Raw genomic sequence first — 25,162 nt, 5'->3', positions numbered from 1 at the left:
GGGAGCTCTTCACAAAAAGTCGCGCAAAAAGGGATGAAAGCATCATCGCAGGTCTGAACGCCAATGCGACCAATCAACGGTGCATGCCGGAGGATTAGGCATGACACCCGGAGGAATCGCCATGGCCGGTCACCCGTGCGGCGCCCAGAATGGCTCGCCTCACCTGTCACCGCTTTTGCGAGGTTCACCATGTACACCGCCATCGGATACGCCGCTCAGTCAGCCACCACTCCCCTCGCCCCAATGAAATTCGAACGCCGCAGCCCACGGGCCGACGACGTTGCGATCGACATTCTCTACTGCGGCGTCTGCCATTCCGACATCCATCAGGCCCGCAACGAGTGGGGCATTGCTGTTTACCCGCTGATGCCCGGCCACGAAATCGTAGGCAAAGTGACCGCCGTCGGTGCGAACGTTACCCGACACAAAATCGGCGATCTGGTCGGCGTCGGCTGCATGGTCGACTCGTGCCGCCACTGCGAAGCCTGCCAGGCGGATCTGGAGCAATACTGCCTGGAAGGTCCGACCATGACCTATGCCACCCCGGACCGTGTCGATGGCAGCAACACCATGGGCGGTTACTCCGACAGCATCGTGGTCAGCGAGCACTTTGTCGTGCGTATCCCGGAGAAACTCGACCCGGCCAGCGCCGCGCCGATTCTGTGCGCCGGCATCACCACTTATTCGCCGCTCAAGCACTACGGCGTCAAGGCCGGTGACAAGGTCGGGATTCTCGGCATGGGCGGCCTCGGCCACATGGGCATCAAGTTCGCCAAGGCGATGGGCGCTGAGGTGACGTTGTTCACCCGCTCGGCGAGCAAGGCCGAAGAAGGTCGTCGCCAAGGCGCGGACCACGTGATCGTGTCCACCGATGCTGAGCAGATGAAAGCCGCCGCAGGACATTTCGACTTCCTGCTGGACACCATTCCGGTGCAGCACGACCTCAATCCCTACCTCGATACCTTGCGTTTCGACGGCGTACACATTCTGGTGGGCTTGATTGAACCGATTGATCCACCAGTGCACGCTGCCAAACTGGTATTGGGTCGTCGCGTGTTGGCCGGATCCCTGATCGGCGGCATCGCCGAAACCCAGGAAGTGCTGGATTTCTGCGCCGAACACGGCATCACCTGCGATATCGAAATGCTCGACATCCGCCAGATCAACGAGGCTTACACCCGCATGATTGCCGGTGACGTGAAGTACCGCTTCGTGATCGACATGGCGACACTGAAGGTTTAAACCTTCAAGCCAAGCTCCGCCGACAGCCGGGCTGTGACCCCTTTGATCAGGGGAATCAGCTCGGCCATTTTTTCCAGCGGCATGTACGGCACGGTGCTGGCGATGCTGATACCGGCGACGATGCGTTTGCTGGCATCGCGAATCGGTGCCGCCACGCAGCGGATCGACGGTTCGTTGTCTTCCAGGTCGAAGGCGTACCCGCCAGCGACGTACTCGATCATGCGCTGCTGAAACTGCTCCCAGGATTGCTCCGGGTGCTGCGGCCAGAACTGGTTTTTCCCGCCCACCGGCAAGCTGATTTCGTACAGCCGTTGCCATTCTTCCTGCGTGTCATCGAGCATCAGCGCCTTACCGATGCCGGTACGCGCCAATGGCATGCGATGACCGACCCGCGAACGCATTTCCGGACCGTTGCGCCCCGGATTCTTGTGCAGGTACAACACCTCATCGCCCTCACGGATCGCCAGGTGAATGGTGTCGCCGGTCAACGCCGACAACTCATCCAGATACGGCCCGGCCAGCGTCACCAGCGGCAGCTCTTCACGTGCCTGGAAACCCAGCTCGATCAGTTTCGGCCCCAGCAGATAACCGACTTGCGGCACTACCCGCAGATAACGCTCGTCCACCAGGCAACTGGCCAGACGATGAGTGGTGCTGCGCGTTGTGCCGATCAGCCGGGCGATTTCCTTGAGATCGCGGGCGCCACTGGCCACGGCCTGAACCACACCCAAACCACGAAGCAGTGTCTGGGTGCCAGTCGGCGCAGCGTCCTTGGCGATTTTTGGGGCGTCTTCCTGCATATCCAGCCTTTACCGTTGAGCGAGTGAACGGACGGCATTATGGTCGCCCGATGGCTGCGACTACAACTTGATACGCTCGACCTTGCCCACCAGTAACACGTAAGAAAGCGCACCCAACAACGCCAGAACCGAGATATAGGTAATCGCCGGGGCAAACGAATCCCCGGAGGCGAGGAAACCGATGACGATCGGCGTGGTAATCGCTGCCAGGTTACCGATGAAATTGAACACCCCACCGGTCAATCCAAGCAAGCGCGCTGGGGCCAGGGTCGACACCAGCGACCAGGTGATCGAGGCCAGGCCATTACCGAAGAAGGCCAGCGCAAGGAAGGCAATCACCAGCGGCGTCGACTCGACAAAGTTGGCGCCGATGATCGAGGTGGAAATCAGCAGGCCGCCAATGATCGGCAACTTGCGGGCGAAACCCACCGTGTAACCGCGCCGGATCAAAAAGTCCGAGAAGAACCCCGAACACAGCACGCCGACGAAGGCTGCCAGAAACGGTAGCGAGGCCAGCAAGCCCGACTTGATGAAGTCCATGCCGCGATATTTCACCAGGTAGGTGGGGAACCACGTCAGAAAAAACCACAACGTCGAATTGAGGCAGAACTGACCGAGGTAAATGCCCCACAACTTGCGTTTGCTCAAGACAATCCCGAGGTCGACCCAACTGAATTTCGCCTTGGTCTTCGCGGCTTCAGCCTGGATATCCACCAGCCCGCCGCCCTCGCGGATCAGCTCGATTTCAGCGTCGTTGGCGCCCTTGAAATCCCGTGGTTCGCGATACACCGCGTACCAGATCACCGCCCAAATGATGCCCACCGCGCCGGTGCTGACAAACACCATGTGCCAGCCATATTGGTGTTGTAGCCAAGCGAGCACCGGCGTTAGGAACGCCAGCCCGACGAACTGCCCGGAGGTGTAGAAACCGATGGCGGTGGCGCGTTCGCGCTCGGGGAACCAGGTCGTCACCACACGGCTGTTGATCGGGTACGCCGGTGCTTCCAGCGCACCGACGGCCATGCGCAGCACGAACAGCGCGATGAAGCTGGCAGCGAAGCCGAGCAGCACCGTGGCCAGCGACCACAGCAGCAATGCGACGCTATAGAGGATGCGCGGCGGCACCCGGTCCACCAGCCAGCCGCCGGGGATCTGCATGGCGGCGTAGGTCCAGCCGAACGCGGAAAAGATCAGCCCGACATGGATCGGATCGATGCCCAGGTCGCTGGTCAGCGCCGGGGCGGCAATCGACAGGTTGCTGCGGTCCAGGTAGTTGATCACCACCGTGATGAACAACAGGACCATGATGAAAAAGCGCTTGCGGCTCGGCGTCACCAACGACGCCTGCCCGGTGAGGGTTTGCGGTTGCATGGGGGTGCCTCTTCTTATGTTTATTGAGGTCGATGAAAAGCTCGCGCCTGAACGCGGATCCTCCTGTCCATGGAGATCAAGTGTGGGAGCGGGCTTGCTCGCGAAGGCGGTGTGTCAGTCGACATCATTGTTGAATGTGATGCCGCCTTCGCGAGCAAGCCCGCTCCCCCATTAGATTTGTGTTGAGTCAAAAGGGACTCACCACTCGGCAAAGCTGCCATCGGCATGGCGCCAGATCGGGTTGCGCCAGCGATGGCCGACGGCGGCACGTTCGATCACGTATTCCTCGTTGATCTCGATCCCAAGGCCCGGGCCGTTGGGGATCTTCACGAAGCCTTTGTCGTAGTCGAACACCCGTGGATCTTTCACATAATCGAGCAGGTCATTGCTCTCGTTGTAATGGATGCCCAGGCTCTGTTCCTGGATGAACGCGTTGTAGCAAACCGCGTCCAGTTGCAGGCACGCCGCCAGGGCGATCGGGCCCAACGGGCAATGCAGCGCCAATGCCACGTCGTAGGCTTCGGCCATGTTGGCGATCTTGCGGGTTTCGGTGATGCCACCTGCATGGGAAGCATCCGGCTGGATGATGTCGACGTAGCCTTCGCTGAGCACCCGCTTGAAATCCCAACGCGAGAACAATCGCTCGCCGAGGGCAATCGGTGTGCTGGTCAGTGGTGCCAGTTCTTTCAGCGCTTCGTAGTTTTCGCTCAGCACCGGCTCTTCGATGAACATCAGTTTGTACGGGTCGAGTTCCTTCATCAGCACCTTGGCCATGGGCTTGTGCACCCGACCATGGAAGTCCACGCCGATGCCGACATTCGGGCCGACGGCATCGCGTACGGCGGCGACGTTGGCCAAGGCCAGATCGACCTTCTCGAAGGAATCGAGAAATTGCAGTTCTTCGGTGCTGTTCATTTTCACCGCCGTGAAACCACGGCTCACCGCTTCTTTCGCAGCGCGTGCGGTGTCGGCCGGGCGATCACCACCGATCCATGAATAAACGCGAATCTTGTCGCGCACCTGACCACCCAACAGATCGCTGACCGACACCCCCAGCGCCTTGCCCTTAATGTCCCACAATGCCTGGTCGATGCCGGCCAGAGCGCTCATGTGGATCGCGCCGCCACGGTAGAAGCCGCCGCGGTAAAGCACGGTCCAAATGTCTTCGATGTTGCGTGGGTCTTTGCCGATCAGGTAGTCGGACAATTCCTCAACCGCAGCGGCGACGGTGTGCGCGCGGCCTTCGACCACGGGCTCACCCCAACCGGTCACGCCCTCGTCGGTTTCGACCTTGAGGAAACACCAGCGCGGCGGAACGATGAAGGTAGTAAGTTTGGTGATTTTCATCTATTGCCTCTCTTATTAGATGCAGCGCTCGCAGCGCTAAAGGTCTTAACGCAAAGCATTCCAGGCAGCGACATACGCCTTGGCGTTTACTGCTACTTGCTCAGGTGTCATGCCCGGTTTGAACAACCCGGAACCGAGGCCGAAACCTTTGACGCCGGCCTCGATGAACACCTGCATATTGTCTGGCGTAATCCCGCCCACCGGCACCAGCACCGTCCCTGCCGGCAACACCGCCAGCCAGGCTTTCACAACGGCGGGGCCCATTTGTTCGGCCGGGAACATCTTCAGCACATCCGCCCCTTCGGCCAATGCAGCAAAGGCTTCGGTCGGCGTCGCCACGCCCGGCGCCAGGAACAGTCCCGCCGCTTTCGCCGCTCGCAACACCTTGGCATCGCTGTGGGGCATGACGATCACTTGGCCGCCCGCCGCTTTCACTTGCTCGACCTGTTGCGGCGTCAACACCGTGCCCGCACCGATCAGGCAGTCGGCGGGTAAGGTACTGCGCAGGATGCGGATACTTTCGTACGGCTCAGGGGAATTAAGCGGCACTTCGATGACGCGAAATCCCGCCGAGTACAGGACTTCGCCGACGGCTGCCGCTTCTTGAGGGCGCAGGCCACGCAGGATCGCGATCAGTCCGTTTTGTGCCAGTGCTTGCTTGAGCATGTCAGACCTCCAGTCAGGTTTAACGGGATGGGGGTGTCGTGATCAGTCCGGCGGCGAGCGCCAACTGCCACAACCCGCGTTCGGTGGCCTGCTCGGCCAGGGTCACCCGGGCAAAACCGCAGGCGTCGAGCGCACGGCTGTAGCGGGCACAGAGTTGGGCGTTACCGATGAGGATGATCGACGGCAGATGGACGCTGTTGCGCCGACGCCGCTGAACGTTGGCCAGCGCCGCCAGTTCATGGCCGATCAACAGGCCCGACAGATAGTCCGGTTGAGCCGTGGCGCTCAGTTCACCGGTCAGCCCCAGACTGCGGGCACTGAACAATGTCGACAGCGGTCCGATCTCGCCGTCCGCCGACAGGGCCACCCGTACGCCACGATCAAATGCTTCGCCATCAAAAGAGGCGCCGCGCTGCTGAGTGCGCCCCAGAATGCTGTGTTCGCTGAGGACGGCGAAGACTTCGCCGGTCATGAACGTATCGAACTGCACGATGCAGCCGTCGGCCACTTCCACCCATTTCGAATGGCTGCCCGGCAGACCGATCAACAGATCGTTGCCCGCCCCGCTCGGCAGATTCTGCAACACACCGAGGACTTGGGTTTCCTCGCCGCGCATCACGTTCGGCAAGCGCGAACGCTGAATCACGCCCGGCACGATGTGCACATCGACACCGCGAAGACTGCGAACGGTTTGTAGGGAAGTTCCGAGATTGGCGACGTTCGCCGGCGTGTCGCAGTAGGCCGCTTCGCGCCAGCCCTGAGCACTGCCGACCATGCCGCAAGCAATCACCGGCAAATCGAGCTGTGCGTCGAGCCAGTCTCCGCACGCCTCATCGAAGGCCAATTCAAAACCGTCGACGCATGCCTGATCGGCGATGATTCGCGGCGTCTTGGGCAGCTGCATGATCCCGGACGACAGCGAGCGCTGTTCCAGCACCTGGCCACCGAAGCCGAGTTTGTAAGCACGTAATGAGGTTGTCCCCCAATCGAGCGCGATCAATTGCGCCAGCATCGCTTCACCTGTTTTGGTTTTTGGCAGTGAGTGAGCTGGACTATAAACCTGGACGCAGGTAAATCTCAATATATAAATATCAATCCCATATAATGGGATCAGCACAAAAAAATCGCAGCCTTCGGCAGTCCCTACAGATCGATACGACGCAATAGCGCGGTCGAACACAATCCCGTGTAGGAGCTGCCGAAGGCTGCGATCTTTCAGGGGATCAATTGCCCTCGGCAAAATCCCTCAACACCGCCCCATCCATCCGATACCGCACCCACTCTTCTTGCGGCTGTGCGCCGAGGGATTTGTAGAAGTCGATCGCCGGTTTGTTCCAGTCCAGCACGCTCCATTCGAAACGGCCGCAGTCATTGGCGCAGGCGATTTTTGCCAGGTGGCGTAGTAAGGTTTTACCGGCGCCGCCGCCTCGTTGTTCAGGGGTGATGTAGAGGTCTTCGAGGTACAGGCAGTTGCTGCCCAACCAGGTGGAATAGCTGAAAAAGAACACCGCAAAGCCGATCGGCAGGCCATCGCGCAGGCAAATCAGGCCATGGGCGGTGGCGCCTTCGCTGAACAGGCTACGCTCGATGTCGGCGACGCTGGCAATGACCTCGTGGCGGGCACGTTCGAAGTCGGCCAATTCAGTGATGAACGCGAGGATTTGCGGAGCATCGCTGGGGGTTGCCGGGCGGATTTCGATCGTCATGGACGTGCCTTGTTAAAAGTTGAAAACGCCATACTAAGTCCACGCGCGGCGCTCGTCACATTTGAAAGCACTGTGGCGAGGGAGCTTGCTCCCGTTCGGCTGCAAAACAGTCGCAAAACTGGCGATGCTGATCTAACTGAAATACCGTATCGTTTGGGGCAGGGGCTGCTGTGCAGCCCAGCGGGAGCAAGCTCCCTCGCCACAAAAGCGTTTCCACACTAAAGGACTTTTATGACCGCTATCGCTTTTGCGCCTCTGCATAATCTGGCCTCAAGACTGCTGCCTCATGCACTGGAACCTGGCGAGGATGGTGCCCATGATCTGTCGCACTTGCAGCGGGTGTGGCACAACGTGCGCACGCTTCATGTGCAAGAAGGCGGTGATCTTGAGGTGCTGCTGGCCGCCGTGCTGTTGCACGATTGCGTGGCGGTGGAGAAGAACTCGCCGCAGCGCTCACAGGCATCACGGCTGGCGGCGCAGAAAGCTTCGACCGTACTGATAGCCCTGGATTGGCCTGGCGCAAAAATGACAGCAGTCGTTCACGCCATCGAAGCCCACAGCTTCAGCGCCAACATCACGCCCACCACCCTCGAAGCGAAAATCATCCAGGACGCCGACCGCCTGGACTCCCTTGGCATGCTTGGCGTGGCGCGTACCTTCTACATCGCCGGGCGCATGGGCAGTGCGTTGTATGACCCTTTGGACCCAGAGGCAAAAGAACGGGACTACGACGACAAGCGCTTTTGCCTCGATCATTTCCAGACCAAGTTGCTGCACCTGGCGGACGGTTTCCAAACGACCACCGGTCAGCGTCTGGCACAGATTCGCCACGAACGCCTGAAGGGTTTCATGGAGCTGTTCAAGGAGGAAATCGGTGTCGATCAATAAGTCTGGGCGGCACCGCTCGTCGTTCATCAGGCACCAATTCAGCTCGGGAAGGACCAATATCGGGTAAGGACTCTAATCAACGGAGACGACACCATGATCACGTCCCGACTGACCGCCCTCGCGCTTACTATGCTGCTCTCCTCTGTCGCGTTCGCCGCGACCAGCTCTTCCGGGACCGACCCGAGCGCCCCACTTCAAACGCCCGAATCTGCGACCACCCAAGGCATCGATAGCGGCCGCTCTCCTTCTCCGACGGACACAGACCCACGGATTTATCACGACGAGGCGGACGCTCAGGGCGGGATGAATACACCCGGCCCCCAGACTCCGGACAACGCCGGAACCGGCATCGGCTCGAAAACCACCACCGGTGGCTCGGGCTCCGAAGGCCTTGGCACCCGTCCATAAGTTCGCCGATGCGAACGACGTGCAGACGAAGAGGTAACCATGAACGATGATAAAAACCTGGAAAAAGAAGTCCTGACCCGCCTACTGCACGCCCACCCAAGTGGCTTGGGCAAGGAAGTTCTGGACAATTACCGTGGGGAAAAAACCGTGGCCAGCACCCTCGCCACTCTGCAGGATCGCGGGTTGATCCAGCACGGTCATGTGACTCGCAACGAAGCCGGCGAGCACTCACTGAACTTGCCGATCAAACTCAGCGCTGCTGGGGTGGAAGCGGCGCGCAAGCTGGATGTCTAACCAAGTTGGCGCTGCTCTGAATGCTTGAAAAGCGAAGATTCGCCAGCGCCTACAACCAGGAGAAATCCCATGCCTCGTGGAAGCAAAGACAAATACACCGCCGAACAGAAACGCAAGGCCGAACACATCGAAGAAAGCTACGAGCACAAAGGCGTATCGAAAGATGAAGCCGAAGCTCGGGCCTGGGCCACGGTGAACAAGCAATCGGGTGGAGGTGAACGCGCCGGTGGCTCGGGGCGCAAGAAGCCGGCCAGCGCCAAGTCTGCAGATCGCAAGGAGTCAGCCCGACGCGCGGTAGCCAGCCGTGAAGGCAAGCCGCGCAACAGCAAGGCGTCGCGCGATACGCAGACGGTGGACAGCCTGATGAAAGAAGCCCGGGCGAAGAAGATTCCGGGGCGCTCGAGCATGCGCAAGCAGGAGTTGATCGAGGCGTTGCGCAAGGCAGGTTGAAGATCTGAATTGATGGTGAGTTTGAGAGCCTCTTCGCGAGCAAGTCGAATCGTCGCACCGCCGCTCCCACATTGGATCTATGCTGGTCGTTAGATGTGTGAACGACACAGATCAAATGTGGGAGCGGGCTTGCTCGCGAAAGCGGCTGATCAGGCGCCAAAAGTCTCACGAATCAACGCATCCACCTCAACCGCCCCCGGCGAAGTCGCTGGCCCCCAGCGAGTGACGGCCAAAGCAGCTGCCGCGTTGGCCCGCCGCGCCGCATCTATCGCCGACAAACCTTGCGCCAACCCCGCAACCAACACCCCGGCATGGGCATCCCCCGCACCGTTGCTGTCGACGGCCGTGACCTTGAATCCCGGCACATGCTGGTGATCGCCATGCTGGCTGATCCAGCACCCCTGCGGCCCATCGCGAACCACCAACAAGGCATCCGCCGGCAAATGATCCGCCAGCCCATTCAACGCCTCGCCAATGTCCGTCGCCCCGGTAAACCGCAGCGCCTCGACACGGTTACTGGTCCACAGATCGATGCGCGGCAACAAGGCCTTCATCAGCGGCGCGTCCGGCGAACCCACTAACGGCCCAGGATCGAACATCACCTTGATCCCGAGGGGCAAATCCAGCACCCAATCCACCAGCGTCTGAGCCTTGCCGCCATGCAGCAGGCTATAGCCGCTGACATAGACAAAATCACCCGCCTCGGCCGGCACACGCGCCAGGTCTTCGGCGGTCAATTCGCCTTCGGCACCGATACTGGAAATGAACGTGCGTTCGGCCGAGGCTTCGGTCAGCGCGACGCACAGCCCAGTGTCGCGCTCGGTGCTCTGATCGATGCCGATCCGAATGCCTTCAGCCGTCATCGCCTCTCGGGCCATGTCGCCGAAACGGCCCTTGCCATGGCCACCGAGGTAGACCACCGGCAAGCCGTTTCGCCGGGCGGCGGCCATCACATTGAAGCCACCGCCGGCCTCGAAACGGGCGGATTGCGCCAGTACGTCACCGCCCGATTGAGGCAATTTATCCACGGCCATGACCAGGTCGATCATGACCTGGCCAGTGTGCAACAGCTTAGGCATGAGCCGGCTCGATCAACGCGGCGCGACGGTCCTTGGCACCGCCAAGTACCCCGTAAATGCCACCGGCCACCACGAACGTGACGATCCAGCCCAGGCCATTGTGGCCCAGCCAGGAGTCGGACAAAAAGCCCCGGAACCAGACATCGTGTTCAGTGGTGCCAATGGTGGTGAAACTGAAACCCAACACAATCGCCACCGCCCATGCACCGAAGGCGCGCCACTCGATGCCGCCGCGATACCAGTAGGCGCTGCTCGGGCTGACGTCCAGCAGGTCCTTGGGGCTGTAGTAATGCCGGTGCATCAGGTCGACCACAAAGATCCCGACCCATGCCGTGATTGGCACCGCCAGCAAGGAAATGAAGGTGATGAACGGGCCGTAAAAACTCTCGGCGATCAGCATGAAGTAGATCGAACCGGCGAAGATCGCAATGATATCGAGCACCACTGCATACACGCGCTTGACCTTCAGGCCGAGGGTCAGCGTAGTCAAGCCGGCGGAGTACACCGACAGGTTGTTCGACAGCAGCAGCCCGCCGAATGCGGTGATCAGGTACGGCACGGCCATCCAGGTCGGCAGCATGTCGCGGATCGCGACGATTGGGTCAGTGGCCGAGGCCAGATCGTTATTGCCCACTGACAGCAAACCACCGAGGGTGATCAGCAGTACCAAGGGAATCCCCGCACCGAAGGCAGCCGACGCCACCAGACGCACAGCTTTGACACTGCGGTGCTGGTAGCGCGACATGTCGGCACCGGCGTTGGCCCAACCGATCCCGGTGCCGGCGGCCATGGTGCCGATGCCGATGATCATTGCGCTCAGGGGCGCTGGCGTGGCGTTGAATACGGCGCTCCAGTCGATGGTGGCGCAAAGGAAACCGCCAACCAGAATGTTCAACCCACCGAACACGTAGGTCGCCCATCGCTGGATTACCAGCAACGTGGCGTGACCGAGACCGGACACCGACAACGTCAGCAGCACAAAAATCGCGATGAACACCAGGGTCAGCAGCGGCGCGCTTTTAGCTTCCACCGGCGAGCCGAACAGAATCGAGCACAGCGACAGCAAGACGAATGCGGCGGTGGTGGTGTTGACGGTTTCCCAACCCAGTCGCGACATCAGCGAGACCAGGGTCGGGCCGATATTGCCGCGCACCCCGAAGATGGCTCGCGACAGCGTCAGGCTTGGTGCGCGACCACGGCGCCCGGCAATGGAGATGATCCCGACCACCGCGAACGAGCCGGCGGCACCGAGGATGGCGACGATGATCGCCTGCCAGATGGCCAGGCCGCGGAAGGCCACCAGCGTGGCGCCCAACGGTAAGCCGAGGATGGAAATGTTGGCGGCAAACCAGACCCAGAACAGTTGCAGTGGGTGACCGTTGCACTCCCCTTCCGGCACCGGTTCGATGCCACGGGTTTCCAATTGTCCGGCACTTTGTCCGGTGTTCGATGAACTCATGAAAACTGCTCCTGTTGCCATTGTTGTGGTTGTGGGCAATTCGGAAGTCGACATGACTTTCCGGCGGTCCTGGCCATATCTGTGCGCTCCATTGCGGTGAAATATTTCAAATGTGCGTTGTGCCCTTCGCGAGCAAGCCCGCTCCCACAGGTTTGATGTGAACCATGGGAATTGCGCCATCCTTGTGGGAGCGGGCTTGCTCGCGAAGACGCCAGTCCAATCAACGCAGAGCCAACAGTCCCTGCACCAACGGTTCCAGCTGTAAATCGTTTACCGCTTTAACCTGCTCGATCATCGCCACCGGCCAACTCTCAAGCCCCAGACAAGCCCCAAGCATGGCGCCGAGAATCGCCGCGATGGTATCGGTATCTCCGCCAAGACTGGCAGCCATGCACAACGCTTCGAAGGCCGTCATCTGCCCGATTGCCACTTGCCGAGCCAGCGCAAACGACACCACCACCGATTCCTGCGAGGCCACCGACGTGCCGATCACCTCGTACAGCAAATCCGCCAGCAACGCCTTGTCGCTGTCGACGCTGATGCTCCAGGCCCAACTGATGCGCGCGGCGATATGCCCGCCAGCGACCCAATGGCCATGGCTTTCGGCTTTCTGAGCGATCTGCTGGCCGAGGTTCAAGGCTTCGCCCAGGTCCATGCCATTGATTCCGGCAGAAACCACCGCCGCCACCGCCGCCGCACTGGCAATTCCCAGTGTGGTGTTGTGGGTCACCTGACAGGCTTGCACTACGGCGCGGATGAAACGCTCGGGATCGGCAATATCGGCCGCAATCCCCACCGGCGTAATGCGCATGGCCGCACCATTGGTGGTGCCGTGGCGGCCAGCCTCTTCCAGCGAGTGGCCGGCGAGGATCATCTCGATCGCGCGTTTGGTCGAGGGGCCGAGCAAATCCTGCGAGCCCTTGGCCCGCATCCCGGCTTCCCATTCGATCAACCGTTGGGCCAGCTCCGCCGGTTCGATCCGGCCCTTGCCTGCAATCAACAACTGGCCGAGCAGGATCGCCTGCTCGGTATCGTCAGTGATCGAACCTTTGGGCATGTTGGCGGCAATCGGTTGATCGGGGCCTGCGCCCTGCAAATCGGTGATCTCACCGAAGCGCGCCTTGATCTCGGCGCGGCTCAGGGATTGGGTCGGCATGCCCAACGCATCGCCCAGGGCCAACCCATAGAAGGCGCCCAGCGCACGGTCGAGCGCGGTCATTTTGAAGTTCCAATTTGCAGGTGCAGACGAAAATGCATCGGATCGAGCAGGCTTTCGACCTGTTCCATGAAGCGATTCTGACGGTCGTAAGTGGTGCGCAGGGCCTTGAGGAACACCGTGCCTTCCGGGCGCCCGAGCAATTCGGCGTCTTCGGCATTCAAGGGTTCGGCGCCGATCCACTGATCACCGTGGTCGCCGATGTAGCCGTAGGCGGCCAACGTGATCGTCAGGGAGTCATCGATCAGACCGACTCGCGGCAGGCCTTCCAGGCCCCCGGTGGCGGGCATCAATGAGCGCTCAAGGGACACCAGCGTGCCATCGGTGCCGCGCCGCCGCCGGTCAAGGGTGATGAATTGATCGGTACCGAAACGGGATAGCAGGTCCGGTCGGGTCACCGCCTCCAGTCGCAGCACTTCGGTATTGATCAGCGCCCCATTGTCGGCCAGCGCCTGAGCCCAGCCGTTGCGCTGATCGAGCACCACACCGTCGAACGTGACGATGGACCCCACTGCGCCTTGCGTAGCGATGTCTTGGCGCCGCTTCAGTTCGACCAGGGCTTCACGCAGCGTGCCGCGGCTGACCTTGAATTCTTGAGCCAACTGATGTTCGCCCGGCAATAGAACGCCGTCCTCCATGAGGCCGTTTTCGATGCGCCGGACGAGCTCGTCGACCACCTGTTGTTTCTTGTCAATTCGTAGCGGTCTAATCATGTACACCTCGGGTGTACCGTCATAGCTGAAACGGGTTGGGGCGAGCAAGGGATATTTTGTGAAAGTAGGTGAAGAATGCCGGTTCAAAACCGACCGCTGCGCGGTCAATCGTCGGATCGCCACACTGGATTTGCTGTGTACACACAACTTAAGGACGACACAAATCAACTGTGGGAGCGGGCTTGCTCGCGAAGGCGTCGGCACATACAGCATCGATGTGACAGACCAACCGCTTTCGCGAGCAAGCCCGCTCCCACAAGTGGAGGTCAGCGCTGTTTCAGTCGGTCAATCACCACCGCCAGCAACAGGATCGAACCGCGAATCACGTACTGATAAAACGTATCGATATTCTTCAGGTTCATCGCATTCTCGATGATCGCCAGAATCAGCACCCCGGCAATCACATGCCGAATCATCCCGATCCCGCCGCTCAGCGACACCCCGCCAAGCACGCAGGCCGAGATCACCGTCAACTCGAAACCCTGGCCAATCATCGGCTGACCGGAGGTCATGCGCGACGCCAGAATCACCCCGGCCAACGCACCGATCACGCCGTGTACGGCGAAGATGAGGATCTTGGTCCGGTCGACATTGACGCCGGCCAACAGCGCCGCTTCCTGGTTGCCGCCGATGGCCATGGTGTTGCGCCCATAAGTGGTGTAATTCAGCAACCAGCCGAAAAACAGGAAGCAGACGATGGTGATTAGAATCGGCACCGGCACACCGAACAACTGACCGTTACCGAACACGAAGAACTGTTCCTGTGAAACGCCCACCGCTTTGCCGTTGGCAAAAATGTAAGCCAGGCCACGCACGATCTGCATCGTCGCCAGCGTGGTGATCAACGCATTGACCCGCAGCTTGGCGATCACGATCCCGTTGATCAGCCCGACAATCAGCCCCATCACCAGCGCTGCACTCACACCGAGGAACACGCTGTCGGTGTCGCGCATCACCACTGCCGCGACGACGCCGGCGCAGGCAATCACCGAGCCCACCGACAAGTCAAAATGCCCGGACGCCAGGCAATACAACATGGTGCACGCGGCAATCCCGGTCGTGGAAATCGCCAGGCCCAAGCCACGCATGTTCAGCGGCGACAGGAAGTTATCGATCAGCAAGGTGCAAAGCACAAAGATCCCGACGGCCGCCAGCAGCATCACCCAGTCATCGAGAAAGCGCCGCAAGTCCAACGGTTTGCGCGGGGTTGGCAGAGCGTTGTTTTGGATAGTCATAGTCACCTCTCAGTTCGCCACGTCGGCAACGCGTTGGCGTGGCAAAGCCAGTTGCAGCAGGTTGGATTCATTGGCTTGTTCGCGGGTCAGTTCGCCGCGCATCGCGCCTTCGCAAAGCACCAGAATGCGGTCGGAAATGCCCATGACTTCCATCAGGTCGCTGGACACCACAATCACCGCGATGCCGCTGGCCGCCAGGTTATGGATGATCTGGTAGATCTCGGCTTTTGCACCGATGTCGATGCCCCGAGTGGGCTCGTCGAGCAGCAGGACTTTCATTGGCATCGACAGCCAGCGACCAAGAATCGCCTTCTGCTGATTGCCGCCAGACAGGTACATGATTTTCTGCGCCGCGTTGGGCGTCTTCACCTTCAGCGCCTTGATCTGCTGGTCGGCATTGTCCTTTTCCCACAAGCCGCGCAACAGGCAGCCGAAGGTGGAATGGGCACCGCGAGCGCTGATGTTGATGTTCTCGGCGACGCTTGCCAGCGGCAGGATGCCCTCCTTCTTGCGGTCCTCGGGGCACAGTAGAATCCCCGCCGCGATGGCATCGCGCGGCGAACGCAGTTTCAATTCACGACCGCGCAACTCCAGGCGCCCGGCGGTGTTGCGCGTGAGCCCGCTGAGCATCCGGAACAGCTCGGTGCGCCCGGCCCCGACCAGGCCGAACAGCCCGAGAATCTCCCCCTTGTGCACCTCGAAACTCACCGGCTCACGCAAGCCCGGCCCCAGTAACTTGTCGACCTTGAGCGCCACCGCGCCACGTGGGCGACTGCGGTAATCGTAGATATCCTGAATATCGCGACCGACCATGCATGTCACCAACTGGTCATGGGTCAGCGCGCTCATGTCCTCGAAGGTGCGCACGAAGCGGCCATCCTTGAACACCGTCACCGCGTTGCAGATGCGGAACACTTCTTCCATGCGATGGGAGACGTAAAGCACCACTTTGCCTTCGTCGCGCAGGCGCCCGATGATCGCCATCAAGCGATCGATTTCCCGCGCCGACAGACTGCTGGTGGGCTCGTCGAATGCAATCACATGCGCGCCACGGGACAACGCCTTGGCGATTTCCACCAGTTGCCGCTGGCCGAGGGACAAGCGCCCGACTTTTTCTTGCGGATCGATTTCATCGGCCAGGCCTTTGAGGCAGGCCAATGCCTGTTGCCGCAAAACGCCGCGATTGATCAGGCCGAAACTCGCCGGCAGATGCCCGAGAAACAGGTTCTCGGCGACGGTCATTTCCGGCACCAGATGCAGCTCCTGATGGATCACCGCAACCCCGCTGCCAATGCTGTCGGCGGTGGACTTGAAGACCCTCGTCTGCTCGCCGATCTGCAGATCGCCGCTGCTGGGCGTGTAAGCACCGCCGAGGATTTTCAGCAGCGTGGATTTTCCGGCACCGTTCTCGCCCATCAAGGCGTGAACCTGCCCCGGATGGGCGACGAAACTGATGCCGTCCAGCGCCTTCACCCCGGGAAAGGTTTTGCCGATTCCGTTGAAGCGCAGGCTGCCACCAATGCTCTGTTCATTTGTTTGTACGTGCGCGTGCATAAACCCACCTCATCACACCAGTCAGGCAGCCCCGTCGCCAGGGCCGCCGATGAAATCAACCGCGCCTCAGTTCCACAGGCCGATTTTTTCCAGTTCCTGCTTGAAGTTGTCGCGCGTGATCAGCGTGACGTCGTCCATCGCGGTGTATTTCGGCGGTTCTTTGCCGGTGGTGACCCACTCGTACATCATGCTCGCGGTGTTGTAGCCCTCGATGTGCGGGCTCGGCAGCATCGAGCCGAAGAAGCCACTGTCGGGTTTCTTCAGTTCGCCGATGGCGTCGGTGCCGTTGATGCCGATGCCGATCACGTTGGTCGCGGCAAAACCGGCGCTCTCGGTGGCGCGCACGCCGCCCAGCACGGTGTTGTCGTTCATGCCGCCGATGATCAGGTTTTTCGCCGCACCCGGAAGCTTCACCAAGGCCGAGTTGGTGGCGTCCATGCTGCCCGGTACGTCGAGGGTTTTCAGCGCAGAAAAGAGGATGTGGTCCTTCGGCATACCGGCGTCTTCCAGCGCTTTGACCGAACCGTCAGTGCGTTTCTTACCGGTGTCGAGTTCGTTGTAGGTGTTGATCACCGCGTAGGTGTCTTTCCATTCCCAGCCGCGTTTTTTCGCCTCAGTGGCCATGGCGGCGCCCTGTTTCTGGCCGACTTCGAAAGCCGCCATGCCCAGGTACGGCACGTCTTCCATGAACTTGCCGCCGGCATCGACGAAACGGTCATCGACGGCGATCACTTTCAAACCGTTGAGCTTGGCCTTGGCCATGATTGCCGGGCCGAGGGACACGTCCGGCGGACAGATCACAAAGCCCTTGGCGCCGTTGGCCGCCAGGCTGTCGATGGCCGAGAGGGTTTTCTCGCCATCAGGCACGGCGATCTTGATGACGGTGAAGCCCTTGTCCTTACCGGCCTTTTCGGCGAAGGCCCACTCGGTCTGGAACCAGGGCTCTTCCGCTTGTTTGACCAGAAAACCGATCTTCACTTCCTCGGCCGCCAACAACGTACTGCTCAGGCTGACCGCCGTGACCGCCAAAGCGGCACAGCACAGGGAACGGATCCCACGACGACGTTTCATAAGCTGACTCCTTGTTATTTTTTTTGAGCGTTATTTGAAAGCCAATACAGCGGTCGAAGCATGCAGCCAATAGTCATATCGTATGATGATTGGATTTCAGAAGTAGTTTCGCGCTTGGAACCCGAGTTATTCAGTCGTGGTACATGACCGAGCGCCCACCATCGATGGTGATGCACGAGGCATTGATGAACGGCGCTTCATCGCTGGCCAGGAACACAGCGGTCATCGCCACTTCAATCGGCTGGCCGATACGCCGTGGCGGATGCAGGTCGAAGGCCCGCTGACGTTCGGCATGGGGGTCGGCAAAGCCGTTCCAATAATCGACGTTCAGTTGGGTTTCGATGTAGCCCGGGGCGATGGCGTTGACCCGAATGCCCTTCGGTGCGTATTCGATGCCCAAGGCGCGGGTCAGCCCGAGCAAGCCATGCTTGGCCACCGGGTACGGGAAGCAGCCGGGAATGATGTGAGTGGAATGGGTCGAGGCAATGTTGATGATGCTGCCTATGCCCTGCTCGATCATTTGCGGCAACACGGCTTTGCAGCCATACCAGGCGCCGTCCAGATCGATGGCGAAGCAGCGACGCCAATCTTCTTCGGTCATTTGCAGCGGGTCGCGGAACACGTTGACCCCGGCGCAATTGACCATCACGTCGATTCGGCCGTGAAGCTCAATGGCCAATCCGGCCATGGCGTGCAGGTCTTCCTGGCACGACACGTCGGCCTTGATCGCCACGACATCCGCCCCTTGTTCACGCCAGTGCGCCGCGACTTTTTCGACTTTCTCGCCCTGGATATCGCTGATGACCAGCCTGGCCTGCTGAGAGGCGAAGGTGGCGACAATCGCCTCGCCGATACCCTGAGCGGCGCCGGTCAGCAGCACGACTTTGTTTTTCAGCCGCTCGCCCTTAGGCGGTTCGGGCACCGGTGGCAAGGAAAGAGGTTCAGCCATGGATCAACACTCCTGTTTGAAGGCACGACGAAAACCGGACATCTGTCGATGTCCGGTCAAAAAGCTGTTGGGAACAGGCAGGCAGGCGCGAAAATGCCCGGGCGCCGAGGCGGCCTGAAGCACTGACTCCGTACGGGAGTGCGGTGGAATATCGCTGCATCACTTCACCTGTTTTGTTTTTTTAAGTGTGAGTGCGTGTAACTGATGGGGCCGACTATAAACCCGACCACCAAATAATCTCAATATATAATTTTACATCCCATATTTTGGGATTTATCCAGCGAATCGCTGACAGGCTTTTCCGGGTACATCCACTCGAATCGATAACAGCGCGCCATCCAGCGGATGATTGAGCGGGCTTGCGGCGCTGGTGATGTACAGGGTTTTGAAGTCTTCGCCACCGAACACGCAACTGGTGGGACGGCTGACCGGCAGTTCGATCACTCGATCCACATGACCATCCGGGTTCAACCTAAGCAGACAACTGCCATCCCATCGGGCGTTCCATATATAGCCCTCGGCGTCCATCGTTGAGCCGTCGGGAACGCCACGTTCGTGGGGACCAAACCAGACATAGGCGGTATCCAGGTTGCCATCGGTGTGGATGAAATGCCGGTAAAGCGTTTTGTCGAGGCTGTCGGCGAAATACAGGGTGGTGCCGTCGTCACTCCACAGCAACGTGTTGGGAGTGCCTAATCCTCGTAGCAGCGGCGTGACCCGAGCATCGTGGTCGATGCGAAACAGGCCACCGGACCGGCGCACGACGGGTAAATCTTCGCCCTGCTCACCGATGTTGTTTTGCATGGTGCCCAACCAGAGCCGGCCCTGGGCATCGCAGCGGGCTTCGTTGGGGCGATTGCCAGGTTGCGGATCGGCGACGCAGAACAAGGTCAGCCGAGGTTCCAGGCCGGGAGAATCCAGATCCAGCCGATACACCCCACTGCTCAATGTCACCAGGGCATCGCCGCTCTCGCAGGGAATGAACGCGGACACGTGCTCCGGCATCTGCCAGATGTCCACATTGGCGCCGATCAGCCTAAGCGCTTGTTTGCCGGCGATGTCTACCCAATACAGGGCCTGGGTCGCAGCATCCCAGAACGGGCCTTCTCCGAGTTGCGCACGGTGTCCGGTAACCGCAGTCCACGTCATGAAACCTCCTTTTTTATTGCTTTTATGTGGGAGCGGGCTTGCTCGCGAAGAGGCCGTGACATTCACCATCTCTGTCGCCTGACACATCGCCTTCGCGAGCAAGCCCGCTCCCACAAGGGTTCTTTATTGTTAGCTGGCCTTCTTGTCGGCCATGACTTGGGGGTAGAAGCGTTTGATCGCCAGGTCCGCGTTATCGATCAGGGTCATGCAGGCCCACACACCCCGCGCGGCGTCCCGGGCGGCGATGGCGTCGGCCATGTCTTTGTGGATTGGCAAGGTTCGGCGCAGTTCGTCCGGGTCAGCGGCAGACACTTCGAAAGACACGGCCAGCAACGCGCCGAGGGCCGGGACCATTTGTTCGATGAATTGATTGTGGCTGGCGGCGAGGATGCACTCGTGGAAGAACTGGTCGGCGCGGTTGTAATCGATGCCGCTGTCCACCGCCCGTTCCAGCGCGTTATAGGCCTGGAGTACGGCTTGCACTTGTTCCACCGTCGCCCGCTCGCAGGCCCAGCGCACCGCCATGGGTTCGATGGTGCGGCGCAGGTCGAGCAAATCGTCGACGAAGTTTTCCGGCAAGCCGCTGCGCGACAGCCAGCCGACGACTTGCGGATCGAAGAGGTTCCAGCGCCGCACCGGCAATACGCGTGTGCCGACCTTCGGCCCGACTTCGAGCATGCCTTTGGCCACCAGAGTCTTGATGGCTTCGCGGATGACCGTACGGCTGACACCGAGCTGCTCGCCCAGGTCGGCCTCGACCTTGATGGTTTCGCCGGGTTTGACCTGGCCGGCAGCAATCCAGCAACCCAGCCAGTCGACCGTCGACGCATGAAAACTGCTGGACATGGGTACCTCGTCGACCGGTGATAAAAAAACAAACGGCACAAAGCCGTTCGCGATGGGTGTCCACGCTAATCATCATATGATTGGGTGTCAATTGGATTTTCAGATGCTTCGCTATACGAACACGGCTGTTCGTCCGAATCCTGCTCGAAGCGCTTTGATCCCATCCACTTTGTAAACTACGGTTAGCCGCAGCAGATCGGGCAGTCAGCGGTCTGTTCCCCTTCAAATCCGTTATCGATAGGTATGAACATGGACATGGATGCGTCTACGAAATACCCCATTGTGTTGGTCCACGGCCTTTTCGGCTTCGACAGAATCGCCGGTTATCCCTACTTCTTCGAAATTGAGGAAGCGCTGGAACGCGCCGGCGCTCAGGTGTTTGCGGTCAATATTCCAGCCGTCAACGGCAATGAGGAACGCGGTGAAAAACTGCTCGAGCACGTCAACCGCATTTTGCTGGAAACGGGTGCTGCCAAGGTCAATCTGATCGGCCATAGCCAAGGCCCTCTGGCCGCACGCTACGTAGCAGCACTGCACCCGGAAAAGGTCGCATCGGTTACGTCGGTCAGTTGCCCCAATCATGGTTCCGAGATTGCCGATCAACTGCATAAGGCACTGACGCCCGGAGAGTTGCCCGAAGCGTTCGTGCTGGCCCTGCTGGGCGCAGTCGGTACTTTCATTTCGTTGATCAGCGGCCATCCGGAAAACCCGATTGACGCTGAAGCGGCATTCGAATCGCTGACCAGCGCGGGATTGGCTGCCTTCAATCGCAAGTACCCGCAAGGGGTGCCAGAGGTTTGGGGTGGCGAAGGCAAAGAAGTTGAAAATGGCGTGTATTACTACTCCTGGAGCGGGATCGTGCAGAACTTCCAAAGCCTGCAACCGCTCGACCCGAGTCATTTGAATTGTATCGTGCTATCGAAGCTGTTTTATAAAGAGGAAAACGCCAACGATGGGCTGGTCGGCCGCTACAGCTCGCACTTGGGCAAAGTGATTCGCTCGGATTACCCGATGGACCACTTTGATGCAGTCAATCAGATAGCTGGAGTCGACAGCTGGAACGTGAGCCCGGTGAGGCTCTACCTGGAACATGCCGAGCGACTCAAGAGCAAAGGTTTGTAAGCCAAAAAAACGGCCCGTTGCAATAACGGGCCGTTTCGTTTCCAAAGTTCAATCAACTAGGGCTCAAGCCCGATCGGGAAGAATTCGCCGCCGCTCCACACGCCCAGCCAACGCTGCCCGTCGATTTCACGACTCACCGCCAGCTCCACCAGTTGGTAGAACACATTGCGATGGATCAGCGCTTCAAGGTTGGTGCGTATATGCACGTACGGCGCGGGTTCCTGAGTCACCGGATCGATCACCACGCGTATAGGGTGCTCGGTGCCTGCATCGGCCGCTTCATCGACGTTGGTGGTAAAGCGCAAGACCTGGGCTTCCCCCTCGCCTTCGACCTCCACGGCAATCGCCACGAACGGCGCGTCGTCGACCTTGATGCCAACCTTTTCGACCGGGGTAATCAGAAAATAATCATCGCCATCGCGGCGAATGATGGTGGAGAACAGCTTGACCATCGGCTTACGCCCGATCGGCGTGCCCAGGTAATACCAGGTGCCATCGCGGGCGATGCGCATGTCGATGTCGCCGCAGAAGTCGGGGTTCCACAAGTGGACCGGCGGCAAGCCTTTGGTTTTGGGGATTTGCCCCAACAGGTCGTTGGCTTTTTGCGGGCCAGTCATGGCGTTCTCCTTTGAATTACTGGTCGCTGAGCCCCAGCAGGCTACGAGCGTATTGCTCCAGCGGCGGGCCCAGCAAGTCTTCTGGCTTGTTGTCGTGGAACGTCAGTAAACCGCCACGACTCTTGATACGTGCAGTATCAATCAAATACTGGGTGCTGGTCTCGATCAACATGATTTGAATCACGCCGTTGTCGATTCCGAGGCGATCCACGTGTTCCTGGTCGAGCCATTCGTCCGAGTTGCCGATGCGGTCGTCAGCCTTGGCGAAACGGGTGTACAGCAAGTAATGGGCGCCGGCGGCACGGGCTTCGCCCATGGCAGCGTCAAGGCCTTCCGGAGCACGGGCGCGGCGGACCATCGGGAAATACTCGATAAAGCCGTTGAAGGCCTCTTCGGCCACCACGTTAGGTCGCGGGTAGGCACTGCCCGGTGGCGCGAAGGCACCTTGGGCGATGTAGATGAACGAGTCCGGCTGAATGCGGAAGTTACTCACGCGACGGCTGTCGCTGTGGTCCAGCAGGCCCGCGTCGCTCATGTGGTAGCGAGTCCCTTCGGCCATATCGCTGACATTCATGCAGCCACCAAGCGCCAAAACGGCCAGCAGCAAAACCAGGCTACGCATCCTACCCTCCAGAGGCCGGTGACGGAAAACCGGCGAATGGCCATGGGATGCAGCTTCCGAGCCAGCTCAGGTCATGTACATTTTCAGGCTGAGAATACAGACCTGTGGCGAGGGAGCTTGCTCCCGATCGGCGGCGCAGCCGTCGTAGAGCGATGAATGCGCTAATTCTGACGAAACGGGGATTTTTTTTGGGGCCGCTTCGCGACCCAGCGGGAGCAAGCTCCCTCGCCACAGCAAGCCCCCTTCACCACAGGGCCCGATCAGCCGCCGATGATTTTCATGATGGTCGCGCCGCCGGAGAACGCCACTTCCTGCTTGTCGCCCAAGGCTTTCACCAAGAGCCGCTGCAACGCCGGTAGCGCCTGGTGACGAGGTTTATCCAGCAAATCGCCGACATAGTGACGATTGCTCGACGACAGGCAGCCATGCAGCCAACCCGTGGACGACAGGCGTAGACGCGAACAGGTGCGGCAAAACGGAACGCTTTCGTTGGCAATCACGCCAAAGTGGCCCAACCCCGGAATCTGGTAACGCACCGCCGTAGCATCGACTGGCGCATCGGCCTGAAGGTACTCGTAGCGTTCGCCGATCAGGCTCAGCAACTGCTGAAGGCTCACGAACTGTTGCAGGAAGGCATTGGAGTCGCTGGCCAAGTGGCCCATGCGCATCAACTCGATGAAGCGCAATTCGTAGCCGCGCTCCAGGCAGTAGTCAAGCAGTGGCATCACCTGATCAAGATTCTGCCCACGCAGCGGCACCATATTGACCTTGATCTTCATGCCGGCCGCTGCGGCCTGGTCCATGCCGTCGAGAACGGTCGCCAGATCACCGCCGCGCGCAATGCTGCGAAAAGCGCTGGCATCCAGGGTATCGAGGGAAACATTGATGCGCCGAATGCCGGCATCCACCAGCAGTGGCAGCTTCTTCGCCAGCAACTGACCATTGGTGGTCAAGCTGATATCCGCCAGGCCCATCTGGCCGACGGCAGTCATGAAGGCTTCGAGCTTGGGACTGACCAATGGCTCGCCACCGGTAATGCGCAAACGCTCGATGCCCGCCGCCTCGATCAAATAGGCCACCCCGCGTGCCATGGCCTCGGCCGACAATTCATCCTGCGCAGCCACCAGCCGCTTGCCGTTGGGCACGCAGTAGGTACAAGCGTAGTTGCAGGCTGAGGTCAGACTGATCCGCAAATTGCGAAAACGCCTGCCTTGACGGTCAACGATCATGGATCACTCCGGCGAAAGAAGATTCGAACGCGCAAAACTTGACTCACAAATCAAGTTTTAGCAAGCCCTAAGCCTGAGTATATTCCTGCGGTACTGCGCCATGTAGCTAAATCATGGCGCAACAAGGCAACTGACGGGTTCAGTTATGCGGAGTGTCGGTATCGCGCTTGCGCTTGTTGCCCATGCGCACGCCGATGTCCATCAGGAACTGGAAGAAACCTTCCTGATCTTCCAGCACATTGCTCCAGAACGGCGAGTGATACAGCGCCACCGCGCCATGCACCAGCGCCCAAGCCGCGCAGTAATGGAAGTAAGGCGGCACGTCTTCGAGCTTGCCTTCGCTGATCCGGCCCTTGATCAGCAGGGTCAGGCGTTCGAAGTTCGAGGCGCGGATCTTGTGCAGTTCCTCAACCATCTCCGGCACCTGATTGCCCTTGACCACCTTTTCTTCCAGGCGATCGAACAACCGATAGCGTTGCGGATCGCGCATGCGAAATTCGAAGTAGGCCCGGGAAAGGGCTTCCTTGTCCTTATCGACATCGGCCGAATGCAGCAACTCGTTCAAATCGCGCTCGTAATCGAGCATCAGGCGCAGATAGATCTCCGCCTTGGATTTGAAGTGCTTGTAGATCGTGCCTTTGCCGATACCGACGGCATCAGCAATCATCTCGACGGTGACACTGTCTTCACCTTGGTCGAGGAACAGCTTGAGCGCGGTATCGAGAATTTCTTGCTCGCGGCGACGAAACTCACGGACCTTACGAGGTTCTTTATGCATAAGAAAAGGTCTGTAGGGGTCAAAATTCGAAGCCGCGTATTATGCCTAACTTGCGCAAAAATGCACGGATCATCCAACCATATATGTGTTTCTTGATGAATTCGCGCCACCTTGAGGGTTAATGAGAACTCAACCGAAGCGCGCGTATTCCAAATTTGTTTAAAAACCCGACCAGCTAAACTGGACTCGGCGCAATACTGATCAATACTTCAACTGTCGGCGAGGCATCTCCCCCAAGTGTCGCGCCGATGAAGGTACCAACGGATTGCGTGCCTTTGTTTTACTCCTAATGGTCTTAACCCGGATTCCCCCCCCAGAACCCGGGTTTTTTTTGCCTGTGATTCAGCGGCC

Annotated in this window: 26 protein-coding genes; 6 read left to right on the top strand and 20 right to left on the bottom strand. The window is 59.7% G+C overall.

Going from position 1 to position 25,162, the window contains the following annotated elements; translation table 11 throughout:
* The first annotated feature begins 189 nt into the window (after nucleotides 1-189).
* Nucleotides 190-1,242 (top strand): NAD(P)-dependent alcohol dehydrogenase, encoded by a 1,053-nt coding sequence (locus ABH909_RS11605; RefSeq protein WP_429433205.1) that lies wholly within the window; start codon nucleotides 190-192, stop codon nucleotides 1,240-1,242.
* On the opposite strand, the gene ABH909_RS11600 is transcribed toward ABH909_RS11605, so the two are convergent.
* The 6 genes from ABH909_RS11600 to ABH909_RS11575 form a co-directional block, all read right to left on the bottom strand.
* Nucleotides 1,239-2,042, bottom strand: a complete 804-nt coding sequence (locus tag ABH909_RS11600) for an IclR family transcriptional regulator (protein WP_008012044.1) — start codon at nucleotides 2,040-2,042, stop codon at nucleotides 1,239-1,241. The genes ABH909_RS11605 and ABH909_RS11600 overlap by 4 nt on opposite strands.
* A 60-nt stretch (nucleotides 2,043-2,102) precedes the next feature.
* Nucleotides 2,103-3,413 carry an MFS transporter gene (locus tag ABH909_RS11595; protein ID WP_429433203.1) on the bottom strand — a complete coding sequence of 437 codons (1,311 nt, stop codon included), beginning with the start codon at nucleotides 3,411-3,413 and terminating at the stop codon, nucleotides 2,103-2,105.
* Nucleotides 3,414-3,611: 198 nt separating this feature from the next.
* On the bottom strand, nucleotides 3,612-4,760 hold the full coding sequence (gene dgoD, locus ABH909_RS11590; protein ID WP_429433201.1) for a galactonate dehydratase: 1,149 nt from the start codon (nucleotides 4,758-4,760) through the stop codon (nucleotides 3,612-3,614).
* A gap of 45 nt (nucleotides 4,761-4,805) precedes the next feature.
* Nucleotides 4,806-5,426, bottom strand: a complete 621-nt coding sequence (locus tag ABH909_RS11585) for a 2-dehydro-3-deoxy-6-phosphogalactonate aldolase (RefSeq protein WP_429433199.1) — start codon at nucleotides 5,424-5,426, stop codon at nucleotides 4,806-4,808.
* A gap of 19 nt (nucleotides 5,427-5,445) precedes the next feature.
* Nucleotides 5,446-6,438, bottom strand: a complete 993-nt coding sequence (locus ABH909_RS11580; RefSeq protein WP_429433197.1) for a 2-dehydro-3-deoxygalactonokinase — start codon at nucleotides 6,436-6,438, stop codon at nucleotides 5,446-5,448.
* 211 nt (nucleotides 6,439-6,649) lie between these two features.
* A complete protein-coding gene (locus ABH909_RS11575) occupies nucleotides 6,650-7,132 on the bottom strand; it encodes a GNAT family N-acetyltransferase (RefSeq protein ID WP_095634928.1) in 483 nt (160 codons plus the stop codon).
* A gap of 231 nt (nucleotides 7,133-7,363) precedes the next feature.
* On the opposite strand from ABH909_RS11575, the gene ABH909_RS11570 reads away from it, so the two are divergent.
* From ABH909_RS11570 to ABH909_RS11555, 4 genes are all read left to right on the top strand, one after another.
* A complete protein-coding gene (locus ABH909_RS11570; RefSeq protein WP_429433196.1) occupies nucleotides 7,364-8,020 on the top strand; it encodes an HD domain-containing protein in 657 nt (218 codons plus the stop codon).
* A 93-nt stretch (nucleotides 8,021-8,113) separates the two neighbouring features.
* Nucleotides 8,114-8,428 carry a hypothetical protein gene (locus tag ABH909_RS11565; RefSeq protein WP_429433194.1) on the top strand — a complete coding sequence of 105 codons (315 nt, stop codon included), beginning with the start codon at nucleotides 8,114-8,116 and terminating at the stop codon, nucleotides 8,426-8,428.
* A 39-nt stretch (nucleotides 8,429-8,467) separates the two neighbouring features.
* Nucleotides 8,468-8,722, top strand: a complete 255-nt coding sequence (locus ABH909_RS11560) for a hypothetical protein (RefSeq protein ID WP_429433192.1) — start codon at nucleotides 8,468-8,470, stop codon at nucleotides 8,720-8,722.
* Nucleotides 8,723-8,791: 69 nt separating this feature from the next.
* Nucleotides 8,792-9,172: a Rho termination factor N-terminal domain-containing protein gene (locus tag ABH909_RS11555; protein WP_429433190.1), complete on the top strand. Its 381-nt coding sequence runs from the start codon at nucleotides 8,792-8,794 to the stop codon at nucleotides 9,170-9,172.
* A 149-nt stretch (nucleotides 9,173-9,321) separates the two neighbouring features.
* Here the strand turns inward: ABH909_RS11555 and ABH909_RS11550 are convergent, their stop codons facing one another.
* The 10 genes from ABH909_RS11550 to ABH909_RS11505 all read right to left on the bottom strand — a co-directional run bounded on the left by ABH909_RS11550 (nucleotide 9,322) and on the right by ABH909_RS11505 (nucleotide 20,443).
* On the bottom strand, nucleotides 9,322-10,251 hold the full coding sequence (locus tag ABH909_RS11550) for a PfkB family carbohydrate kinase (protein WP_429433188.1): 930 nt from the start codon (nucleotides 10,249-10,251) through the stop codon (nucleotides 9,322-9,324).
* Entirely contained in the window at nucleotides 10,244-11,710 is a 1,467-nt protein-coding gene (locus ABH909_RS11545) for a purine-cytosine permease family protein (protein ID WP_429433186.1), read from the bottom strand. Before ABH909_RS11545 ends, ABH909_RS11550 begins: the two co-directional genes overlap by 8 nt.
* A 220-nt stretch (nucleotides 11,711-11,930) precedes the next feature.
* Nucleotides 11,931-12,929 carry an ADP-ribosylglycohydrolase family protein gene (locus tag ABH909_RS11540; protein ID WP_429433184.1) on the bottom strand — a complete coding sequence of 333 codons (999 nt, stop codon included), beginning with the start codon at nucleotides 12,927-12,929 and terminating at the stop codon, nucleotides 11,931-11,933.
* The gene (locus ABH909_RS11535; protein ID WP_429433182.1) at nucleotides 12,926-13,639 is read right to left on the bottom strand and encodes a GntR family transcriptional regulator; all 714 of its coding nucleotides are present in this window, start codon (nucleotides 13,637-13,639) and stop codon (nucleotides 12,926-12,928) included. Before ABH909_RS11535 ends, ABH909_RS11540 begins: the two co-directional genes overlap by 4 nt.
* A gap of 266 nt (nucleotides 13,640-13,905) precedes the next feature.
* Nucleotides 13,906-14,874 carry an L-arabinose ABC transporter permease AraH gene (gene araH / locus ABH909_RS11530; RefSeq protein WP_429433180.1) on the bottom strand — a complete coding sequence of 323 codons (969 nt, stop codon included), beginning with the start codon at nucleotides 14,872-14,874 and terminating at the stop codon, nucleotides 13,906-13,908.
* A 9-nt stretch (nucleotides 14,875-14,883) separates the two neighbouring features.
* On the bottom strand, nucleotides 14,884-16,428 hold the full coding sequence (araG, locus tag ABH909_RS11525; RefSeq protein WP_429433178.1) for an L-arabinose ABC transporter ATP-binding protein AraG: 1,545 nt from the start codon (nucleotides 16,426-16,428) through the stop codon (nucleotides 14,884-14,886).
* A 66-nt stretch (nucleotides 16,429-16,494) separates the two neighbouring features.
* Complete coding sequence (locus ABH909_RS11520; RefSeq protein WP_429433176.1) at nucleotides 16,495-17,499, bottom strand: substrate-binding domain-containing protein; 1,005 nt, start codon at nucleotides 17,497-17,499, stop codon at nucleotides 16,495-16,497.
* 130 nt (nucleotides 17,500-17,629) lie between these two features.
* A complete protein-coding gene (locus tag ABH909_RS11515) occupies nucleotides 17,630-18,448 on the bottom strand; it encodes an SDR family oxidoreductase (protein ID WP_429433174.1) in 819 nt (272 codons plus the stop codon).
* Nucleotides 18,449-18,721: 273 nt separating this feature from the next.
* Entirely contained in the window at nucleotides 18,722-19,597 is an 876-nt protein-coding gene (locus ABH909_RS11510) for an SMP-30/gluconolactonase/LRE family protein (RefSeq protein ID WP_429433172.1), read from the bottom strand.
* 129 nt (nucleotides 19,598-19,726) lie between these two features.
* On the bottom strand, nucleotides 19,727-20,443 hold the full coding sequence (locus ABH909_RS11505) for a FadR/GntR family transcriptional regulator (protein WP_050683259.1): 717 nt from the start codon (nucleotides 20,441-20,443) through the stop codon (nucleotides 19,727-19,729).
* 249 nt (nucleotides 20,444-20,692) lie between these two features.
* On the opposite strand from ABH909_RS11505, the gene ABH909_RS11500 reads away from it, so the two are divergent.
* Complete coding sequence (locus tag ABH909_RS11500) at nucleotides 20,693-21,565, top strand: esterase/lipase family protein (RefSeq protein WP_429433170.1); 873 nt, start codon at nucleotides 20,693-20,695, stop codon at nucleotides 21,563-21,565.
* A 56-nt stretch (nucleotides 21,566-21,621) separates the two neighbouring features.
* Here the strand turns inward: ABH909_RS11500 and ABH909_RS11495 are convergent, their stop codons facing one another.
* The 4 genes from ABH909_RS11495 to ABH909_RS11480 all read right to left on the bottom strand — a co-directional run bounded on the left by ABH909_RS11495 (nucleotide 21,622) and on the right by ABH909_RS11480 (nucleotide 24,811).
* On the bottom strand, nucleotides 21,622-22,182 hold the full coding sequence (locus ABH909_RS11495; protein WP_429433168.1) for a DUF1285 domain-containing protein: 561 nt from the start codon (nucleotides 22,180-22,182) through the stop codon (nucleotides 21,622-21,624).
* Between the two features lie 16 nt (nucleotides 22,183-22,198).
* Nucleotides 22,199-22,804, bottom strand: a complete 606-nt coding sequence (locus tag ABH909_RS11490) for a DUF4823 domain-containing protein (RefSeq protein ID WP_429433166.1) — start codon at nucleotides 22,802-22,804, stop codon at nucleotides 22,199-22,201.
* 260 nt (nucleotides 22,805-23,064) lie between these two features.
* Nucleotides 23,065-24,033: a GTP 3',8-cyclase MoaA gene (locus ABH909_RS11485; RefSeq protein ID WP_123357798.1), complete on the bottom strand. Its 969-nt coding sequence runs from the start codon at nucleotides 24,031-24,033 to the stop codon at nucleotides 23,065-23,067.
* Between the two features lie 139 nt (nucleotides 24,034-24,172).
* Nucleotides 24,173-24,811 carry a TetR/AcrR family transcriptional regulator gene (locus ABH909_RS11480; protein WP_429433164.1) on the bottom strand — a complete coding sequence of 213 codons (639 nt, stop codon included), beginning with the start codon at nucleotides 24,809-24,811 and terminating at the stop codon, nucleotides 24,173-24,175.
* Nucleotides 24,812-25,162: the final 351 nt, after the last annotated feature.

The sequence above is a fragment of the Pseudomonas sp. BS3782 TE3695 genome, from assembly GCF_050435305.1.
Classification (GTDB): domain Bacteria; phylum Pseudomonadota; class Gammaproteobacteria; order Pseudomonadales; family Pseudomonadaceae; genus Aquipseudomonas.
This window is presented reverse-complemented; position numbering and strand designations above follow the sequence as displayed.

Excerpts from the sequence above, each read along its gene's own strand:
- ABH909_RS11605 (WP_429433205.1), top strand. The coding sequence starts at position 190 with ATGTACACCGCCATCGGATACGCCGCTCAGTCAGCCACCACTCCCCTC.
- ABH909_RS11600 (WP_008012044.1), bottom strand. The coding sequence starts at position 2,042 with ATGCAGGAAGACGCCCCAAAAATCGCCAAGGACGCTGCGCCGACTGGC.
- ABH909_RS11595 (WP_429433203.1), bottom strand. The coding sequence starts at position 3,413 with ATGCAACCGCAAACCCTCACCGGGCAGGCGTCGTTGGTGACGCCGAGC.
- dgoD (WP_429433201.1), bottom strand. The coding sequence starts at position 4,760 with ATGAAAATCACCAAACTTACTACCTTCATCGTTCCGCCGCGCTGGTGT.
- ABH909_RS11585 (WP_429433199.1), bottom strand. The coding sequence starts at position 5,426 with ATGCTCAAGCAAGCACTGGCACAAAACGGACTGATCGCGATCCTGCGT.
- ABH909_RS11580 (WP_429433197.1), bottom strand. The coding sequence starts at position 6,438 with ATGCTGGCGCAATTGATCGCGCTCGATTGGGGGACAACCTCATTACGT.
- ABH909_RS11575 (WP_095634928.1), bottom strand. The coding sequence starts at position 7,132 with ATGACGATCGAAATCCGCCCGGCAACCCCCAGCGATGCTCCGCAAATC.
- ABH909_RS11570 (WP_429433196.1), top strand. The coding sequence starts at position 7,364 with ATGACCGCTATCGCTTTTGCGCCTCTGCATAATCTGGCCTCAAGACTG.
- ABH909_RS11565 (WP_429433194.1), top strand. The coding sequence starts at position 8,114 with ATGATCACGTCCCGACTGACCGCCCTCGCGCTTACTATGCTGCTCTCC.
- ABH909_RS11560 (WP_429433192.1), top strand. The coding sequence starts at position 8,468 with ATGAACGATGATAAAAACCTGGAAAAAGAAGTCCTGACCCGCCTACTG.
- ABH909_RS11555 (WP_429433190.1), top strand. The coding sequence starts at position 8,792 with ATGCCTCGTGGAAGCAAAGACAAATACACCGCCGAACAGAAACGCAAG.
- ABH909_RS11550 (WP_429433188.1), bottom strand. The coding sequence starts at position 10,251 with ATGCCTAAGCTGTTGCACACTGGCCAGGTCATGATCGACCTGGTCATG.
- ABH909_RS11545 (WP_429433186.1), bottom strand. The coding sequence starts at position 11,710 with ATGAGTTCATCGAACACCGGACAAAGTGCCGGACAATTGGAAACCCGT.
- ABH909_RS11540 (WP_429433184.1), bottom strand. The coding sequence starts at position 12,929 with ATGACCGCGCTCGACCGTGCGCTGGGCGCCTTCTATGGGTTGGCCCTG.
- ABH909_RS11535 (WP_429433182.1), bottom strand. The coding sequence starts at position 13,639 with ATGATTAGACCGCTACGAATTGACAAGAAACAACAGGTGGTCGACGAG.
- araH (WP_429433180.1), bottom strand. The coding sequence starts at position 14,874 with ATGACTATCCAAAACAACGCTCTGCCAACCCCGCGCAAACCGTTGGAC.
- araG (WP_429433178.1), bottom strand. The coding sequence starts at position 16,428 with ATGCACGCGCACGTACAAACAAATGAACAGAGCATTGGTGGCAGCCTG.
- ABH909_RS11520 (WP_429433176.1), bottom strand. The coding sequence starts at position 17,499 with ATGAAACGTCGTCGTGGGATCCGTTCCCTGTGCTGTGCCGCTTTGGCG.
- ABH909_RS11515 (WP_429433174.1), bottom strand. The coding sequence starts at position 18,448 with ATGGCTGAACCTCTTTCCTTGCCACCGGTGCCCGAACCGCCTAAGGGC.
- ABH909_RS11510 (WP_429433172.1), bottom strand. The coding sequence starts at position 19,597 with ATGACGTGGACTGCGGTTACCGGACACCGTGCGCAACTCGGAGAAGGC.
- ABH909_RS11505 (WP_050683259.1), bottom strand. The coding sequence starts at position 20,443 with ATGTCCAGCAGTTTTCATGCGTCGACGGTCGACTGGCTGGGTTGCTGG.
- ABH909_RS11500 (WP_429433170.1), top strand. The coding sequence starts at position 20,693 with ATGGACATGGATGCGTCTACGAAATACCCCATTGTGTTGGTCCACGGC.
- ABH909_RS11495 (WP_429433168.1), bottom strand. The coding sequence starts at position 22,182 with ATGACTGGCCCGCAAAAAGCCAACGACCTGTTGGGGCAAATCCCCAAA.
- ABH909_RS11490 (WP_429433166.1), bottom strand. The coding sequence starts at position 22,804 with ATGCGTAGCCTGGTTTTGCTGCTGGCCGTTTTGGCGCTTGGTGGCTGC.
- ABH909_RS11485 (WP_123357798.1), bottom strand. The coding sequence starts at position 24,033 with ATGATCGTTGACCGTCAAGGCAGGCGTTTTCGCAATTTGCGGATCAGT.
- ABH909_RS11480 (WP_429433164.1), bottom strand. The coding sequence starts at position 24,811 with ATGCATAAAGAACCTCGTAAGGTCCGTGAGTTTCGTCGCCGCGAGCAA.